The following is a 19,736-nucleotide window of genomic DNA, read 5'->3' as shown; positions in this document are numbered from 1 at the left end:
GCAGGCGTCACTCCAGTTCGTCGACGAGAGCGAACAGCTCGTCGTCGGTCGCTTCCCGGAGTTCCGCTTCGCGCCGTTCCTTGCTCTTGTCGGCGGCCTGGTCACCGATGGCGTCCAGCAGCCGGCGCAGCCGGTCGGTGGCCTCCTCCCGCACCTGGTCCGCCATCGACCCGGTGCGGAGGGCGGCTTCGAGCCGGTCGAGCTCCGCGAGGACCGGCACCGACACCGCTTCGTCCGAGACAACCTCGGTTCGCAGCCACGCGGCAAGGGCGTTCGGGGTGGGGTAGTCGAACACCAGCGTGGCGGGCAGCCGGAGCCCCGTCACACCGTTCAGCCGGTTGCGCAGTTCGACCGAGGTCAGCGAGTCGAAGCCGAGGTCCTTGAACGCGCGCCGGTCCTCGACCGCGTCGGCCGAGGCGTGCCCCAGCACGACGGCCACCTCGGCCCGCACCACCTCGGTGAGCACCCGCTCCTGCTCGGCCCGGCCGAGCCCGGCCAGCTGCCGGGCCAGTCCGCCCTCCTCGCGGACCGCGCCGCCGCTCGCACCCGCCGCGGCCAGCCGGCGGATCTCGGGCAGGTCCCGCACCAGCGGCATCTCCCGCGGGTCCACCGGGCCCGGCGAGGCCACCAGCTCGGCCCAGTTGACGTCCATCACCGTGACCACGGCGTCCGGGCCGTCCAGCGACTCGCCCAGCGCGCGCACCGCGAGCTGCGGGTCCATCGCCGGCATCGGGGCCCGCTCGACCCTCGCCCGGACCACCTTGCTGGACCCGGCCATTCCGCCACCGGCCCAGGCACCCCAGGCGACGGTGAGCGCGGCCAGGCCGCGGCTGCGGCGGTTCTCCGCCAGGGCGTCCAGGAAGGCGTTCGCCGCCGCGTAGTTGCCCTGCCCGGCGGCGCCCAGCGTGGACGCGGCCGAGGAGAACAGCACGAAGGCGTCCAGGTCGAGATCGGCCGTGAGCTCGTCCAGGTGGACCGCGCTCGCCGCCTTGGCGGCCAGCACCGTCTCCAGCCGCTCCACCGACAGCCGGTCCACGACGCCGTCGTCCAGGACGGCGGCCGTGTGCAGCACCGAGGACAGCGCCGGACCGGTCTTCCCCGTCCACTCCACCAGCCCGGCCAGGGCCGAGCGGTCGGTCACGTCGCAGGACACCACGTCGACGTCCATGCCCCGGGCGGCGAGGTCCGCGACCGTCGCCGCGACCCCGGCGGCCGCCGGACCGGAACGACCGGTCAGCACCAGCCGCTGCGCCTCGCGGCCGGCCAGCCACCGCGACACGTGCCCGGCGATGGCGCCGGTGCCGCCGGTGATCAGCACGCTTCCGCGCGGTGTCCACCGGGCGGTGCCGCGGGGCTGGGCGGCCCGGGTGAGCCGGCGGCCGAGGATCCCGGCCGTCCGGATCGCGACCTGGTTCTCGCCGCAGCCGGCGAGCACCGCGACCAGTCGCGCACCCGCCCGCTCGTCGACGGTCTCCGGCAGGTCGACCAACCCGCCCCAGCGGTCCGGCTGTTCCAGGCCGACGACCCGGCCCAGCCCCCAGGCCTGCGCCTGCACCGGGTGGGCCAACGCCTCACCCGGACCGGCCGCCACGGCGCCGCGCGTCGCCAGCCAGAGCGGCGCGCCGATCCGGGCGTCGCCCAGGGCCTGGACCAGCGCCAGGGTGGCGGCCAGACCGCCGGTCACCGCGGGGTGGCCCGGCACCGGCGTCTCGTCGAGCGCCAGCAGCGACAGCACGCCCGCCACCGCCGACGGCTCGACCGCCGCGCCCAGCAGCGCGGACACCTCGGCCCGGTCCACGGCACCCGCCGGGACCTCGACCGTGACGACCTCGGCACCACGGTCGGCGAGCGCGGCAGCGCACGCCTGCTCGGCCGCTCCGGCCGGCACGACCACCAGCCAGGTGCCGGACAGCACCCGGGCGTCGGGCTCGGCGATCGCCGCCCAGCCGCCACGGTAGCGCCAGTTCGCGGTCATCGACCGGTCCTGCTCCCGGCGCCGCCAGGACGCCAGCGCCGGCAGCACCTCGCCGAGCCGGTGCTGGTCCTCGATGGCCAGCGTGTCGGCGATGCTCGCCAGGTCGCCGTCCTCGACGGCCGCCCAGAACCGGGCCTCCGCCTCGGTGCTCGTACCGTCCCCGCCGACCGCCGGCGCGGCCGTCGGCAGCGAGAGGATGCCCTCCGGCCAGAACCGCTGGTGCCGGAACGCGTAGGTGGGCAGCTCGACCGGCGTACCGGCCGGCAGCACCGAACTCCAGTCCACCGCAGCACCGTTGACGTAGGCCCGGGCGAGGCCGCCCAGCAGGCCGGTCACCCCCTGCTCGTCGCGCCGCTGGAGCGGGACGAACACGGCCTCGTCACCGTCGATGCCTGCCACCGCGTCCGGGCCCAGCGAGGAGAGCGACCCGTCCGGGCCGACCTCGACGAACACCGAGACACCCTGGCGGGCCAGCGCGGCGACCGCGTCGGCGAAGCGCACCGCTCCCCGCGTCTGGGCCGGCCAGTAGCCCGCCTCGGGCTCGGTGACCAGCTCACCCGAAAGCGCGCCCGCCCACATCAGGTTCGGCCGGTGGTACTCCAACCCGGCTGTCACAGCGGCGAGTTCGTCGATCACCGGATCCATCGCCGGGGAGTGGAATGCGTGCGAGACCCGCAGCCGCCGCACCCGGCGACCCCGCTCCCGCCACAGCTCCACCACGTGGTCCACCGCGTCGGCCTCACCCGAAACCACCACGGACTCCGGGCCGTTCACCGAAGCGATCACCACCCCGGGCACCAGCTCGGCCAGCACCTCCGCCTCCGAGACGTTGACCGCAGCCATCGCCCCGCCCGCCGGCAGCGCCTGCATCAAGCGAGCCCGCGCCGCCACCAGCCGCACCGCGTCCGGCAGCGAGAGGACCCCGGCCACGTAAGCGGCCGCGACCTCGCCCACCGAGTGACCGACCACCGCGTCCGGCGTCAGACCGGCGGCCTCCAGGACCGCCGCGACGGCGACCTCGAAGGCGAACAGCCCGGCCTGCGCGTACAACGTCTGCTGCGCCAGCGCCTCGTCCACACCCTCGGCGCCCAGGACCACGTCCCGGACCGAGACGCCCAACTCCAGCTCCAGCAGCCCGCACACCCGGTCGAAGACCTCGGCGAACACGGCGCTGCCCTCGTAGAGCCCCCGGCCCATCCCGACCCACTGCGAGCCCTGCCCGGCGAAGACCAGACCCACCCGGGCACCCGGCCGCGCCACACCCGACACCACCGAACCCGACGAGGCTCCGGCGGCCAGGCTCCCCAGCCCCGCCATCAGCTCGCCGCGCTCGGCTCCGAGCACCACGGCCCGGTGCTCGAACGCCGACCGGGTCGCCGCCAGCGACCACGCGACATCCGCCGGATCCACCGACGGCCGCGCCACCATCCACTCGCGCAGCCGACCCGCCTGGGCCGTCAGCCCCTCGGCCGTCCGGCCCGACACCAGCCACGCACCGGCGTCCGAGAGGACCGGTGCCGACACCGTCTCGGGCGCCTCGACTGCCGCCGGCGCCTCCTCGACGATGACGTGCGCGTTGGTACCGCTCATCCCGAAGGCCGACACACCCGCACGACGCGGACGCCCGTCCGACGGCCACGGCACCGGCTCCGTCAGCAGGCTGACCTCACCCGCCGACCAGTCCACGTGCGAGGACGGCACCTCGGCGTGCAGCGTCCGCGGCAGCTCCTCGTGCTGAAGGGCGAGGATCATCTTGATCACGCCCGCCACACCGGCGGCCGCCTGGGTGTGCCCGATGTTGGACTTCACCGAGCCGAGCAGCAACGGCCGCCCCTCCGGCCGCTCCTGGCCGTAGGTGGCCAGCAGCGCCTGCGCCTCGATCGGGTCACCCAGCGTGGTCCCCGTCCCGTGTGCCTCGACCACGTCCACGTCCGCGGCGGTCAGCCGGCCACTGGCCAGCGCCGCCCGGATCACCCGCTGCTGCGACGGACCATTGGGCGCCGTCAGACCGTTGGACGCGCCGTCCTGGTTGACGGCGGAGCCGCGCAGCACCGCGAGCACCTTGTGCCCGTTGCGGCGCGCGTCCGACAGGCGCTCGACCACGAGCATGCCCGCGCCCTCGGCCCAGCCGGTCCCGTCGGCGTCCTCGGAGAACGCCCGGCAGCGGCCGTCCGCCGCCAGACCCTGCTGCCGCGAGAAGTCGATGAACGTCCCCGGCGTCGCCATCACGGTGACACCGCCGGCCAGCGCGAGCGAGCACTCGCCCGAGCGCACCGCCTGGGCCGCCAGGTGCAGCGCCACCAGCGACGAGGAGCACGCCGTGTCCACCGTCACCGCCGGGCCCTCCAGACCCAGCACGTAGGAGACCCGGCCGGACAGCACACTCGTCGCGTTCCCGGTCATCACGTGGCCCTCGGAGCCGGAGTCGCCCTGGCTCGCCAGCGTCACCCCGAAGCCGTAGCCCGAGGCGAAGCCGCCGGCGAACACACCGGTCGACGATCCCCGCAGCGAGGCCGGATCGATGCCCGCCCGCTCCAGCGCCTCCCACGAGGTCTCCAGGAGCTGCCGCTGCTGCGGGTCCATCGCCAGCGCCTCGCGCGGCGAGATCCCGAAGAAGCCCGCGTCGAACTCGGCCGCGTCCCGCAGGAAGGCACCCGACCGGGTGTAGGACGTCCCCGCGTTGCCGCGCTCCGGGTCGTAGAAGCCCTCCAGGTCCCAGCCGCGGTCGGTCGGGAAGGCGCCCACCGCGTCGCCGCCCGAGGCGAGCAGCCGCCAGAACTCCTCCGGGCTGCCCGCACCCCCCGGGAAGCGGCAGGCCATCCCGACGATCGCCAGCGGCTCGTCCGCCGCCGCGACCGCCACGGCGGTGGACACCGGAGCGGCGGCGTCCGCCACCCTCCCGGTCAGCTCGCCGCGCAGGAACTCGGCGAGGACCACCGGGGTCGGGTAGTCGAACACCAGCGTGGCGGGCAGCCGGATGCCGGTCGCCACGCCCAGGCGGTTGCGCAGCTCGACCGCGGTCAGCGAGTCGAAGCCCAGGTCCTTGAAGGCGCGCCGGTCCTCGACCGCGTCGACCGAGGCGTGCCCCAGCACGACCGCGACCTCGGCCCGCACCACCTCGGTGAGCACCCGCTCCTGCTCGGCCCGGCCGAGCCCGGCCAGCCGGTGGGCCAGCTCTCCCTCGGCGTGGACCACGGCCGCCGCGCTCCCGCCGGCCGAGGCCAGCTGCCGGATCTCCGGCAGGTCCCGGACGAGCGGGCGCTTCGGCAGGTCCGCCGCGCCCGGTCCGGAGGCCAGCAGCGCCCAGTCCACGTCCATCACCGTCACCAGGGCGTCCGGGCCCTCCAGGGCCTCGCCCAGGGCGCGGGCGGCGAGCTGCGGGTCCATCGCCGGCATCGGGCCGCGCTTGACCCGGGCCTGCACCACGCTGCTGGACTCCGCCATGCCACCGCCGGCCCAGGCACCCCAGGCGACGGTGAGGGCGGCCAGCCCCCGGCCCCGGCGGTTCTCCGCCAGGGCGTCCAGGTAGGCGTTCGCCGCCGCGTAGTTGCCCTGACCGGCGGCGCCGATCGTCGAGGACACCGAGGAGAAGAGTACGAAGGCGTCCAGGTCCAGGTCCGCGGTGAGCTCGTCCAGGTGGGCCGCGCTCAACGCCTTCGCGGCCAGCACCGTCTCCAGTCGCTCGACCGAGAGCCGGTCCACGACACCGTCGTCCAGCACCGCCGCGGTGTGCAGCACCGAGGACAGCGCCGGACCGGTCCCGCCGATCCAGCTCACCAGCCCGGCCAGCGCCGAGCGGTCGGTCACGTCGCAGGCGACGACGTCGACCGCGGAGCCGGCCGTCGCGAGCTCGGCGGCGAGCGCCGCCGCCCCCCTCGCGGCGGGGCCGGAACGGCTGGTCAGCACCTGGCGGGGCGCGTCGCGACCGGCCAGCCACCGGGCGACGTGCCCGGCGATGGCGCCGGTGCCGCCGGTGATCAGCACGCTGCCGCGCGGTGCCCAGCGGTCCTTGCCGCGGAGCTGGGCGGCCCGGGTGAGCCGGCGGCCGAGGATCCCGGCCGTCCGGATCGCGATCTCGTTCTCGCCGCAACCGGCGAGCACGGCGACCAGTCGGGCACCGGCCCGGTCGTCCAGCACCTCGGGCAGGTCGACCAACCCGCCCCAGCGGTCCGGCTGTTCCAGGCCGACGACCCGGCCCAGCCCCCAGACGAGCGCCTGCACCGGGTGGGCCAGCGCCTCACCCGGACCGGCCGCCACGGCGCCGCGCGTCGCCAGCCAGAGCGGGGCGGCGATCCCGGCGTCGCCCAGCGCCTGGACGAGTGCCAGGGTGGCGGCCATGCCGCCGGTCACCGCGGGGTGGCCGGGCACCGGCGTCTCGTCGAGCGCCAGCAGCGACAGCACACCCGCCACCGCCGACGGCTCGACCGCCGCGGCCAGCAGCGCGGCCACCTCGGCCCGGTCCACGGCACCCGCCGGGACCTCGACCACGACCACCTCCGCGCCACGCGCCGCCAGCGCGGCCGCGCACGCCTGCTCGGTCGCTCCGGCCGGCACCACCGCCAGCCACGTCCCCGACAGCACGCCGGAGTCGGGCTCGGCGACGGCGGACCAGGCGGTCCGGTAGCGCCAGTTGGCGGTCAGCGAGCGGTCCTGCTCCCGGCGCCGCCAGGACGCCAGGGCCGGCAGCACCTCGTTGAACGGACGACCGCCGTCGAAGGCCAGCGTGTCGGCCAGCTGCGTGAGGTCCCCGCCCTCGACGGCCGCCCAGAACCGGGCCTCCGCCTCGGTGCTCGCCCCGTCCCCACCGGCGACCGGCAGGGCCAGGATGCCTTCCGGCCAGAACCGCTGGTGCCGGAACGCGTAGGTGGGCAGCTCGACCGGCGTACCGGTCGGCAGCACCGAACTCCACTCCACCCCGGCGCCGTTGACGAAGGCCTGGGCGAGACCGCCCAGCAGGCCGGTCACCCCCTGCTCGTCGCGCCGCTGGAGCGGGACGAAGACGGGCTCCTCGCTCCCGATGCCGGCCACGGCGTCGGGGCCCAGCGAGGAGAGCGATCCGTCGGGGCCGACCTCGATGAACACCGAGACGCCCTCGCGGGCCAGCGCGGCGACCGCGTCGGCGAAGCGCACCGCCTGGCGGGTCTGCGCCGGCCAGTAGCCCGCCTCGGGCTCGGTGACCAGTTCACCGGTGAGCGCGCCCGCCCACATCATGTCCGGCCGGCGGTACTCCAACCCGGCCGCGACGGCGGTGAGTTCGTCCAGCACCGGATCCATCGCCGGGGAGTGGAAGGCGTGCGAGACCCGCAGCCGCCGCACCCGGCGACCCCGCTCACGCCACAGCTCCACCACCCGGTCGACGGCCTCGACCTCACCCGAAACCACCACGGACTCCGGGCCGTTGACCGCCGCGATCACCACACCGGGCACCAGCTCCGCCAGCACCTCCGCCTCCGGGACGTTGACCGCCGCCATCGCCCCGCCCGCCGGCAGCGCCTGCATCAGCCGTGCCCGCGCCGCCACCAGCCGCGAGGCCTCGGACAGCGACAGCACTCCGGCCACATACGCGGCCGCGACCTCGCCCACCGAGTGACCGACCACCGCGTCCGGCGTCACACCTGCGGCCTCCAGCACCGCCGCGACAGCGACCTCGAAGGCGAACAGACCGGCCTGCGCGTACAAGGTCTGGTTCGCCAGCGCCTCGTCCACACCCTCGGCGCCCAGGACCACGTCCCGGACCGAGACACCCAACTCCAACTCCAGCAGCCCGCACACCCGGTCGAAGACCTCGGCGAAGACCGCACTGCCCTCGTACAGCCCCCGGCCCATCCCGACCCACTGCGAGCCCTGACCGGCGAAGACCAGACCCACCCGGGCATCCGCCCGCGCCACACCCGACACCACCGACCCCGAAGAGGCCCCGGTGGCCAGGCTCCCCAGCCCCGCCATCAGCTCGTCCCGCCCGACCCCGAGCACCACGGCCCGGTGCTCGAACGCCGACCGGGTCACCGCCAGCGACCACGCGACATCCACCGGCGCCAGGTCGGAGCGCACCGACATCCATTCGCGCAGGCGGCCCGCCTGAGCCGTCAGCCCCTCGGCCGACCGGCCCGAGACGATCCACGCACCGGCACCCGACACCACCGGAGCCGACACCGTCGCGGAAGCCTCGACGGCAGCCGGCGCCTCCTCGACGATGACGTGCGCGTTGGTCCCGCTGATCCCGAAGGCCGACACACCCGCTCGGCGCGGACGCCCGTCGGACGGCCACGGCACCGACTCGGTCAGCAGCCTGACGTCACCGGCCGTCCAGTCCACGTGCGAGGACGGCACCTCGGCGTGCAGCGTCCGCGGCAGCCGCTCGTTCTGCAGCGCCAGCACCATCTTGATCACGCCCGCCACACCGGCGGCCGCCTGGGTGTGCCCGATGTTGGACTTCACCGACCCCAGCCACAGCGGCTGCCCGCCGGCCCGCTCCTGGCCGTAGGTGGCCAGCAGCGCCTGCGCCTCGATCGGGTCGCCCAGCGTCGTACCGGTGCCGTGCGCCTCGACCACGTCGACGTCGGCGGCGGTCAGCCCGCCACTGGCCAGCGCCGCCCGGATCACCCGCTGCTGCGACGGGCCGTTCGGCGCGGACAGGCCGTTGGAGGCGCCGTCCTGGTTGATCGCCGAACCGCGCACCACCGCGAGCACCTTGTGGCCCTTGCGCTGCGCGTCCGACAGCCGCTCCACCACCAGCACGCCGGCGCCTTCGGCCCAGCCCGTCCCGTTGGCGTCCTCGGAGAACGCCCGGCACCGGCCGTCCGTCGCCAGACCCTGCTGGCGCGAGAACTCGACGAAGGAGAACGGCGTCGCCATCACGGTGACACCGCCGGCCAGCGCGAGCGAGCACTCGCCCGAGCGCACCGCCTGGGCCGCCAGGTGCAGCGCCACCAGCGAGGACGAGCACGCGGTGTCCACGGTCACCGCCGGGCCCTCCAGGCCCAGCACATAGGAGACCCGGCCGGACAGCACGCTCGTCGAGTTGCCGGTCATCAGGTGGCCCTCGACGCCCGAGGAGTCCTGGCCCGTCAACGCCATGCCGATGGCGTAGCCGGACCCGAAGCCGCCGGCGAACACACCGGTCGACGATCCCCGCAGCGAGGCCGGGTCGATGCCCGCCCGCTCCAGCGCCTCCCACGAGGTCTCCAGCATCAGTCGCTGCTGCGGGTCCATCGCCAGCGCCTCGCGCGGCGAGATCCCGAAGAACCCCGCGTCGAACTCCGCGGCACCGCGCAGGAACGCGCCCGACTGGGTGGACGACGTCCCCGCCGTCCCCCCGTCCGGGTCGAAGAAGCCGTCGAGGTCCCAGCCGCGGTCGGTCGGGAAGCCGCCCACCGCGTCGCCGCCCGAGGCCAGCAGCTGCCAGAACTCCTCCGGAGTGCCCGCACCGCCGGGGAAGCGGCAGGCCATCCCGACGATCGCCAGCGGTTCGTCCACCACCGGGGCCACCACGGCGGCCACCGGGGCGGGAGTCCCGCCCGTCTGCTCCCCGACCAGCTCGCCGCGCAGGAACTCCGCCATGGCGACCGGGGTGGGGTAGTCGAACACCAGCGTGGCGGGCAGCCGCAGCCTGGTCGCCGCGTTCAGCTGGTTGCGCAGCTCGACCGCGGTCAGCGAGTCGAAGCCCAGGTCCTTGAACGCCTGCCTGGCCTGCACCATCTCCGCCGAGGAGTGGCCCAGCACAGCGGCGGCCTGCGCCCGGACCATGTCGGTGAGCACCCGGTCCTGCTCGGCCCGGCCCAACCCGGCGAGCCGGTGGGCCAGTTCGCCGTCGTTGCGGGTGGTGTCCGCGACGCCCGCCCGGTCGGCGGCCAGCCGGCGGATCTCGGGCATGTCGCGCACCAGCGGCATGTCCAGCACGTCGGCCGTGCCCGGCGCGGTGCCGAGCTGCCGCCAGTCGACGTCCATCACCGTGACGACGGGCTCCGGGCCGTCCAGCGACTCGGCCAGCGCCCGGACGGCCAGCTGCGGGTCCATCGGCGGCATCGGGATCCGGCGCATCCGCGACCGGATCGCCTCGTTGGACTCCGCGAGTCCGCCGCCGCCCCACAGGCCCCAGGCCACCGCGAGACCGGCCAGGCCGCGGCTGCGGCGGTTCTCCGCCAGGGCGTCGAGGAAGGCGTTCGCCGCCGCGTAGTTGCCCTGCCCGGGCCCGCCCAGCGTGGACGCGGCCGAGGAGAACAGCACGAAGGCGTCCAGGTCCAGGCCGGCGGTGAGCTCGTCCAGGTGGACCGCGCTCGCCGCCTTGGCGGCCAGCACCGTCTCCAGCCGCTCCACCGACAGCCGGTCGACCACGCCGTCGTCCAGGACGGCGGCCGTGTGGAACACCGAGGACAACGCCGGACCGGTCCCGCCGATCCAGTCGACCAGCCCGGCCAGCGCCGAGCGGTCGGTCACGTCGCAGGACACCACGTCGACGTCCATGCCCCGGGCGGCGAGGTCCGCGACCGTCGCCGCGACCCCGGTGGCCGCCGGGCCGGAGCGACCGGTCAGCACCAGCCGCCCGGCACCGAGGCCGGCCAGCCACCGCGACACGTGCCCGGCGATGGCACCGGTGCCGCCGGTGATCAGTACGCTGCCGCGCGGCGCCCAGCTCCGCTCGGAGCCGCGCTGCGGGACCCGCGACAGCCGGCGGCCGAGGATCCCGGCCGTCCGGATCGCGATCTGCTCCTCGCCGCAGCCGGCCAGCACCGCGACCAGCCGCACACCAGCACGCTCGTCCAGCACCTCGGGCAGGTCGACCAACCCGCCCCAGCGCTCCGGGTGTTCCAGGCCGACGACCCGGCCCAGCCCCCAGACCTGCGCCTGCACCGGACTGGCCAGCGCCTCACCCGGACCGGCCGCCACGGCGCCGCGCGTCGCCAGCCAGAGCGGCGCGCCGATCCCGGCGTCGCCCAGCGCCTGGACCAGCGCCAGCGTCGCGGCCAGACCACCGGCCACCACCGGGAACTCCGCGACCGGCGCCTCGTCCAGCGCCAGCAGCGACAGCACACCCGCCACCGCCGACGGCTCGACCGCGCCGGCCAGCAGCGCGGCCACCTCGGCCCGGTCCACGGCACCCGCCGGGACCTCGACCACGACCACCTCCGCGCCACGCGCCGCCAGCGCGGCCGCGCACGCCTGCTCGCCCGCACCGGCCGGCACCGCCAGCACCCACGTGCCGGACAGCACCCGGGCATCGGGCTCGGCGATCGCCGCCCAGTTCACCCGGTAGCGCCAGCCGGCCGTCACCGACCGGTCCTGCTCCCGGCGCCGCCAGGACGCCAGGGCCGGCAGCACCTCGTTGAACGGACGACCGCCGTCGAAGGCCAGCGTGTCGGCCAGCTGCGTGAGGTCCCCGCCCTCGACGGCTGCCCAGAACTGGGCCTCCGCCGCCGTGCTCGCCCCGTCCCCACCGAGGACCGGTCCGGCCGCCGGCAGCGCCAGGGCGCCCTGCGGCCAGTACCGCTGATGGCGGAAGGCATAGGTGGGCAGCTCGACCGGTTCGGCGGCGGTCAGCACCGCGCGCCAGTTGACGGTCGCGCCCTGGACGAAGGCCTCGGCGAGCGAAATCAGCAGGCGCTGGGCGCCGCCGTCGTCGCGGCGCAGGGTGCCGCAGACGGCGGCCGTCACGGCGCCCGGCCCGGCCGCCTGGGCGACCTCCTCCAGGGTGTCGTTCATCGCACCGAGCAGCACCGGGTGCGGCGTGGACTCGACGAAGACCTGGTAGCCCTGGCCCGCCAGCGTGCGCACCGCGCGGTCGAAGTGGACCGTGGCGCGCAGGCTGCCGTACCAGTAGGCGGCGTCCAGCTCCTCACCGGTCAGCGTCTCACCGGTCATCGCGGACACCATCGGGATCCGGCCCCGGCGCGGCGCGATACCGGCCAGGACCTCGGTGATCTCCGCTTCGAGGCGGTCCACCTGCGCCGAGTGCGAGGCGTAGTCCACCGCGACCATCCGAGCGCGCACGCCCTCCGCCTCGAACTCCGCCTTCAACTCCTCCAGGGCCTCGGGCTCACCCGAAACCACCACCGCCGAAGGCCCGTTGACCGCCGCCAGGGCAACACGCTCACCGAAGCGGGCGATCCGCTCCACCACCACCGCGGCCGACCGGCTCACCGACAACATCCCGCCCAGACCGGCCAGCACCTTCAACGACCGCGAACGCAGCGCCACCACCCGGGCGCCGTCCTCCAGCGACAGCATCCCCGCGACGGTCGCCGCCGCGATCTCGCCCTGCGAGTGACCGACCACGGCGTCCGGCGCGACACCGGCTGCCTCCCAGACCGCCGCCAGCGACACCATCACCGCCCACAACGCCGGCTGAACGACATCCGCCGCCTCCAGTGCGGGGGCACCCTCGGCACCCGCCAGGACGTCGCTCAGCGACCACTCCACATACGGCGCCAGCGCCGCCTCGCACTCCGCGAGGCGCGCGGCGAACACCGGGCTGCACGAGGCGAGTTCACGCCCCATGCCGACCCACTGCGATCCCTGACCGGCGAAGGCGAAGACCACCCGCGCACCCGGGCGGGCCACACCCGACACCACCGCACCCGACGGCGCACCGGCGGCCAGGCTCTGCAGGCCCGCGACCAGCTCGGCGCGCTCGGTGCCCACCACCACCGACCGGTGCTCGAACACGGACCGCGTCGTCGCCAGCGACCAGGCCACCTCCGCCGGCGCCTGGTCCGGCCGCGCCGCGACCCACTCCCGCAGCCGGCCCGCCTGGGCGGTCAGCCCCTCGGCCGTCCGGCCCGAGACCAGCCACGCGGCCGGCCCGTCCAGCTCCACCACCGCGGCGGACCGGACGTCCTCGGCCGGCCCGTCCACGGTCTCCACCGCTTCGGGCTCCTCGGCCGGGGCCTCCTCCACGATGACGTGCACATTGGTGCCGCTGATGCCGAAGGCCGACACACCGGCCCGGCGCACCCGCTCCCCGGTGGGCCACGGCACCGGCTCGTTCAGCAGCCTGATGTCACCGGCCTCCCAGTCCACGTGCGAGGAGGGCACGTCCGCGTAGAGCGTCCGCGGCAGCTGCTCGTGCTGGAGCGCCAGCACCATCTTCATCACCCCGGCGACACCCGCGGCCGCCTGGGTGTGTCCGAGGTTCGACTTCACCGAGCCCAGCCAGAGCGACCCGCGGTCGCCGCGCTCCTGGCCGTAGGTGGCCAGCAGCGCCTGCGCCTCGATCGGGTCGCCCAGCGTGGTGCCCGTGCCGTGCGCCTCCACCACGTCCACATCGGCCGTGGAGAGCCGGGAGTTGGCCAGCGCGGCGCGGATCACCCGCTGCTGCGAGGGGCCGTTCGGCGCGGTCAGACCGTTGGACGCGCCGTCCTGGTTGATCGCCGAGCCGCGCAGCACCGCGAGCACCGGGTGCCCGTTGCGCCGGGCGTCGGAGAGCCGCTCGACCACGAGCATGCCCGCGCCCTCGGCCATGCCCATGCCGTCGGCCGCGTCCGAGAACGCCTTGGAGCGCCCGTCCTCCGCGAGACCGCGGGCGTGCGAGAACGCGCGGAAGCCGTCCGGGCTCGCCATGATCGTGACGCCGCCGGCCAGCGCCAGCGTGCACTCGCCCTGGCGCAGCGCCTGGGCCGCCAGGTGCAGGGCCACCAGCGAGGACGAGCAGGCCGTGTCGATGGTCACCGCCGGGCCCTCCAGGCCCAGCACGTAGGAGACCCGGCCGGACAGCACGCTGGCCGCGTTCCCGGTCATCAGGTGCGCCCCGAGGCTCTCCACCTCCTCCTCGTCGGCCATCGTGACGGCCAGGTACGAGGAGCCGTAACCGCCCACGAACGCGCCGGTCTGGCTGCCGCGCAGCGTCGCGGGGTCGATGCCGGACCGCTCCAGCGCCTCCCACGAGGTCTCCAGCAGCAGCCGCTGCTGCGGGTCCATCGCCAGCGCCTCGCGCGGCGAGATCCCGAAGAACCCCGCGTCGAAGCCGCTGGCCTCCTGGACGAACCCGCCGACCCGCGTGTACGAGGTCCCGACGTTGTCCACGTCCGGGTTGTAGAGGGAGTCGAGGTCCCAGCCGCGGTCGGTCGGGAAGGTCGACAGCCCGTCCGTGCCGGTGGCCAGCATCTGCCACAGCTCCTCCGGGCTGGTCGCGCCGCCCGGGAAGCGGCAGGCCATGCCGACGATCGCGACCGGCTCGTCCATGGCGAGCGCCGCCGTCGCCGCGGGACCGCCGAGGTCCACGACGTCGGACAGGTCGCCGGCGAGCTGTTCGCGCAGCAGCGCGGCGAGCGCGACCGGGTTGGGGTAGTCGAAGACCAGGGTGGCGGGCAGCCGCAGCCCGGTCGCCGGGTTCATCCGGTTGCGGAACTCGACCGCGATCAGCGAGTCGAAGCCCAGGTCGGTGAACGGACGGCCGGCCTCGATCGCGTCGCCCGAGGCGTGTCCGAGCACCGCCGCGGCGTGGGTGCGCACCAGGTCCAGCAGCACCCGGTCGCGTTCGGTGCCCGGCAGCCCGGCCAGCTGCTGGCGCAGCACGTCCGCGGCGCCGGCGCCGGTCGCCCCGGCGGCCGAGGTGACGGCCGCCCGGCGCGGGATGAAGTCGTCCGCGAGCACCTGCCAGAGCGGCGGGATGCCGGTGGCGGCCGCCTGCGCCCGCAGGCCGGCCTTGTCCAGCCGGGCCGGGACCAGGATGGACTCGGCCCGCTCCAGGGCGAGGTCCAGCAGGACCAGACCCTCCTGCTCGTTCAGCGCGGCGAGGCCCGAACCGGTCATCCGGCGGAGCATCACCTCGTCCAGGCCGCGGCCGATACCGGCCTCGGGCATCCACGGGCCCCAGGCGAGCGCGGTGCCCGCCAGTCCGGCGGCGCGCCGGGCGCCCGCCAGCGCGTCCAGGAAGGCGTTGGCGGCCGCGTAGTTGGCCTGGCCCGCACCACCGAACGCGGCCGCGACCGAGGAGAACAGCACGAAGTGGTCGAGGTCCAGGCCCTGGGTCAGCTCGTGCAGGTGCCAGGCCGCGTCCACCTTGGGACGCATGACCGCCGACACGCGCTCGGCGCTCAGCGAGTCGACCATGCCGTCGTCGATGATGCCCGCGGCGTGGAACACGGAGCCCAGCGGGCAGTCGGCCGGCAGCGAGTCCAGCACCCCGGCCAGCGCGTCCCGGTCGGCCACGTCGCACGCGACCACCCGGACCCACCCGCCCAGCTCGGCCACCTCGGCGGCCAGCGCGGCCACCCCGGCGGCGCCCGGGCCGGAGCGGCTGAGCAGCACGGCCCCGCCGGCCCGTCCGGTGGCCACCATGTGCTTGGCGACCACACCGCCGAGCGTTCCGGTGCCACCGGTGACGAGCACCGTCCGCGGGTCCTGGTCGGCCGGCCGCTCCGCCGCCGTCCGGTCGGGGACCACCAGGTCGCCCGACGGGCGGGTCAGGCGCCGGCCGTAGCCCTTCCGATCGCGGACGGCCACCTCGGGCTCTCCGCTGCCCAGCACGGCCGGCAGCGCGGCCACCTCGCCGTCACCGCCGTCCGCGGGGAGGTCGGCCAGGACGAACCGGCCGGGGTTCTCCAGCTGGGCCGAGCGCAGCAGGCCCCAGACCGCGCCCACGGCCGGGTCCGCCACCGCGTCGCCGGCCTGCACGGCCACGCCGCCACGGGTGACGACCACCAGCTGCGCGGGCTCCAGCTCGGCCGCGGCCAGCCAGTCCTGCGCCAGCTCCAGGGCCTCGCCGGCGACCTGACGGGCGGCCACGGCCGTCCCGTCGACGCCCTCGCCGCTCACGCAGGCGATCACCACGCGGGGCGAGACCTCCCCCTCGGCGGTGGCGGCGGCCAGTTCGGCGATGCCGGGGTAGCCGTGCACAGGGATCCCGGCGGCGGCCAGCTGCTCGGCCACGGCGAAGCGGTCGGCGCCGACCAGCGCCCACGGTCCCTCCTGCACCGCGCCCTGCGGCAGCGGCGCCCACTCCACGGTGAACAGCGCGTCGCGGATCCAGTCGTCGGCGCTCTGCAGCTGCTCCGGCGAGACCGGGCGGGTGATCAGCGAGTCCACCGTCACCACCGGCCGGCCCGTGGCGTCGGCCGCGGTCAGCGTCAGGCTGCCCTGGGCGTCCCGGCGCAGCCGGGCCCGCAGGACCGGCGCCCCGGCGGCGTGCAGCGCGACGCCCGTCCAGGCGAACGGCATCCGGATCTGACCCTGCTGGGCGTCGCCGGACTCCTGCGCCTCGGCTGCCTCGGCCACCACGCCCGCGAGCAGCGCCGCGTCCAGCAGGACCGGGTGCAGCCCGTACGAGGCCGGGTCCCCGGCCTCCTCCGGCAGGGCCACCTCGGCGAAGATGTCCTCGCCGCGGCGCCAGACGGCCTGCAGGCCCTGGAACGCCGGTCCGTAGATGTCGGCCAGGTGCACGGTGTACAGGTCGCTGATGTCGAGCGCCTCGGCCCCGCGCGGCGGCCAGACCGTGAGGTCCTCCTCCGGTTCGGCGGCGGCCGGGGCGGGGGCGATCACCGCGGCGGCGTGCTTCACCCAGACCTGCTCCTCCTCGGGGCGGTCGGGGCGGGAGAACACGTCCACCTGGCGCCGGCCCTCGGCGTCGGCCGCGGTCACCACCACCTGGACCTGGACGCCGGCGCCGTCCGCGGGCAGCACCAGCGGCGACTGCAGGGTCAGCTCCTCCAGCAGCGAGCAGCCCACCTGGTGGCCGGCGCTCACCACCATCTCGACGAAGCCGGTGCCGGGCAGCAGCACCACGCCGCCGACCGCGTGGTCGGCGAGCCAGGCGTGCGTGCGCAGCGACAGCCGTCCGGTGCACACCAGTTCGGCGTCGCCGGCGAGTTCGACCACGGCGCGCAGCAGCGGGTGGGTGACGGTGCCCAGGCCCAGCGAGGCCGGGTCGCCGCTCCCGGCCCTGGCCGCGCCGGGCAGCGCGAGCATGCCCTTCGGCCAGTACCGCTCGTGGCGGAAGGCGTAGGTGGGCAGTTCCACCTGGTCGGCGGCGGGCAACACCCGCGCCCAGTCGACGGGCACCCCGGCCACGAAGGCCTCGGCGAGCGAGGTGAGCAGGCGCAGCGCCCCGCCGTCGTCCCGGCGCAGGGTGCCGCAGACCCGCCCGGCCTGGACGGCCGGGCCGGCGTCGACGGCGGCCTCCTCCAGGGTGTCGGTGATCGGCGCGATCAGCACCGGGTGCGGGGAGACCTCGATGAACACCTGGTGGCCGAGGCCGGCCAGGGTCCGCACCGCCCGCTCGAACCGGACGGTGGCCCGCAGGCTCGCGTACCAGTACCCGGCGCCCAGCTCCTCGCCGGTCAGCATCTCGCCGGTGACCGCCGAGATCATCGGGATCCGCCCAGCGCGCGGCGTCACCCCGGCCAGCAGGGAGGTGATCTCCTCCTCCAGCCGCTCCACCTGCGCGCAGTGCGAGGCGTAGTCGACCGCGACCATCCGCTCGCGCACGCCGTCGGCCTTCAGCTCCTCCTGGAGCTCCCGCAGGGCGGCCGCCTCGCCGGAGACCACCACCGCCGAGGGGCCGTTGACGCAGGCCAGCGAGAGCCGGCCCGCCCAGCGTCCGAGCCGCTCCTCCACCCGGGCGGCCGGCTCGGTCACCGACAGCATCCCGCCGATGCCGGTGATCGCCCGCAGCGCCCGGGACCGCAGCGCGACGACCTTGGCCGCGTCCTCCAGGCTCAGCATGCCCGCGACGGTGGCCGCGGCGATCTCGCCCTGCGAGTGGCCCACCACCGCTTCGGGGGTCACGCCGGCGGCCTCCCAGACCGCCGCCAGCGAGACCATGACCGCCCACAGCACGGGCTGCACGACATCGGCCGCCTCCAGCGCGGGCGCGCCCTCGGCGCCGGCCAGCACGTCGGCGAGCGACCAGTCCACGTACGGCGCCAGCGCCGCCGCGCACTCGGCCAGCCGCGCGGCGAACACCGGGCTGCCGGCCGCCAGTTCGGTGGCCATGCCGAGCCACTGCGAGCCCTGGCCCGGGAAGACGAAGACCGCCCGCGCGCTCGCGTGCGCCACCCCCGCGACGACCGAGGCGGTCTGCTGACCGCCGGCCAACTGGCCCAGGCCGCCCATGAGTCCGGCCCGGTCGGTGCCCAGCACCACGGCCCGGTGCTCGAAGGCCGCGCGCGTGGTCACCAGTGACCGCGCCACCGCGGCCGGCTCCAGGGCCGGCCGCGCGGCGATCCAGTCGCGCAGCCGGTCCGCCTGGGCGACCAGCCCGTCCGCCGAGCGGCCCGACACCAGCCACGCCTCGGCGCCCGACACCAGCGGTGCCACGACCTCCGCGTCGACCGGCGCCCCACCCTCCGGGGCGCCGGGCTCGGCCGGCGCGCCGGCGTCGACGGCCTCCGCCGGCTCGGCCTCCTCGGCCGGGGCCTCCTCGATGATGACGTGCGCGTTGGTGCCGCTGACGCCGAACGAGGAGACGCCACCGCGGCGCACCCGCTCGCCGGCGGGCCAGGACTCGGCCTCGTTCAGCAGCCGGACGTCACCCGCCGACCAGTCGATGTGCGGCGACGGCTCCTGCGCGTGCAGGGTCTGCGGCATCCGCTGGTTCTGCAGCGCCAGCACCATCTTGATGACGCCCGCGACGCCGGCCGCGGCCTGGGTGTGCCCGATGTTGGACTTCACCGAGCCGAGGAAGACCGGACGGTCCTCCGGGCGGCCCTGGCCGTAGGTGGCGATCACCGCCTGGGCCTCGATCGGGTCGCCCAGTGTGGTGCCCGTGCCGTGCGCCTCGACCACGTCCACGTCGGCGGCCGACAGCCGGGAGTTGGCCAGCGCCGCGCGGATCACCCGCTGCTGCGAGGGGCCGTTCGGCGCGGCCAGGCCGTTGGAGGCGCCGTCCTGGTTGATCGCCGAGCCGCGGATCACCGCGAGCACCGGGTGCCCGTTGCGCCGGGCGTCGGACAGCTTCTCCAGGACGACCATGCCCGCGCCCTCGGCGATGCCCATGCCGTCGGCCTCCGCCGAGAACGCCTTGCAGCGTCCGTCGTGGGCCAGCCCGAGCTGCTTGGAGAACTGGGTGAACATGATCGGGATGGCGGTCACCGTGACACCGCCGGCCAGGGCCAGCGTGCACTCGCCCGAGCGCACCGCCTGGGCGGCCAGGTGCAGCGCCACCAGGGACGACGAGCAGGCGGTGTCCACCGTCACCGCCGGGCCCTCCAGGCCCAGCGAGTACGACACCCGGCCGGAGATGACGCTGGTCGACGTCCCGGTCATCAGGTGGACGTCCAGGTCCTCGTCCGTGCCGAAGCCGTAGCCGGAGAGCGCGGCGCCGGCGAACACACCGGTCAGCGAGCCGCGCAGCGAGGTCGGGTCGATGCCCGCCCGCTCCAGCGCCTCCCAGCAGACCTCCAGCAGCACGCGCTGCTGCGGGTCCATCGCCACCGCTTCCCGCGGGCTGACACCGAAGAACCCCGCGTCGAATCCGCTGGCGTCCGCGATGAATCCGGCCTCGCGCACCTGCGATATGCCGTCCGGGTCCTCCGCGTAGAGCTCCTCGATGTTCCAGCCGCGGTCGGTCGGAATTCCGGCGACTCCGTCCCGGCCGGTGGAGAGCAGATTCCAGAAGTCCTCCGGAGCCTGGATTCCACCGGGGTACCGGCAGCCGATTCCGACGATCGCTATCGGTTCGTGGCTGCGTTCCTCCACCTCACGCAGTCGCTGACGCGTGTTGTAGAGATCGGTCGTCACCCATTTGAGGTAGTCGCGGAGAGTCTCTTCGTTCGCCATCGGATCTCACCATTCCAGTCTGTGAAACGCATGCCTGCCATCCGCGCAC

The 19,736-nt window shown here is 75.6% G+C and carries 1 protein-coding gene; it reads right to left on the bottom strand.

Annotated elements, in window-relative coordinates:
- Positions 1-7 precede the first annotated feature (7 nt).
- The gene (locus ACIF6L_RS24855) at positions 8-19,687 is read right to left on the bottom strand and encodes a type I polyketide synthase (protein WP_396491769.1); all 19,680 of its coding nucleotides are present in this window, start codon (positions 19,685-19,687) and stop codon (positions 8-10) included.
- Positions 19,688-19,736: the final 49 nt, after the last annotated feature.

Origin of the sequence: Kitasatospora sp. NPDC086009 (assembly GCF_044540385.1) — a bacterium.
Classification (GTDB): Bacteria; Actinomycetota; Actinomycetes; order Streptomycetales; family Streptomycetaceae; genus Kitasatospora.
This window is presented reverse-complemented; position numbering and strand designations above follow the sequence as displayed.

Excerpts from the sequence above, each read along its gene's own strand:
- ACIF6L_RS24855 (WP_396491769.1), bottom strand. The coding sequence starts at position 19,687 with ATGGCGAACGAAGAGACTCTCCGCGACTACCTCAAATGGGTGACGACC.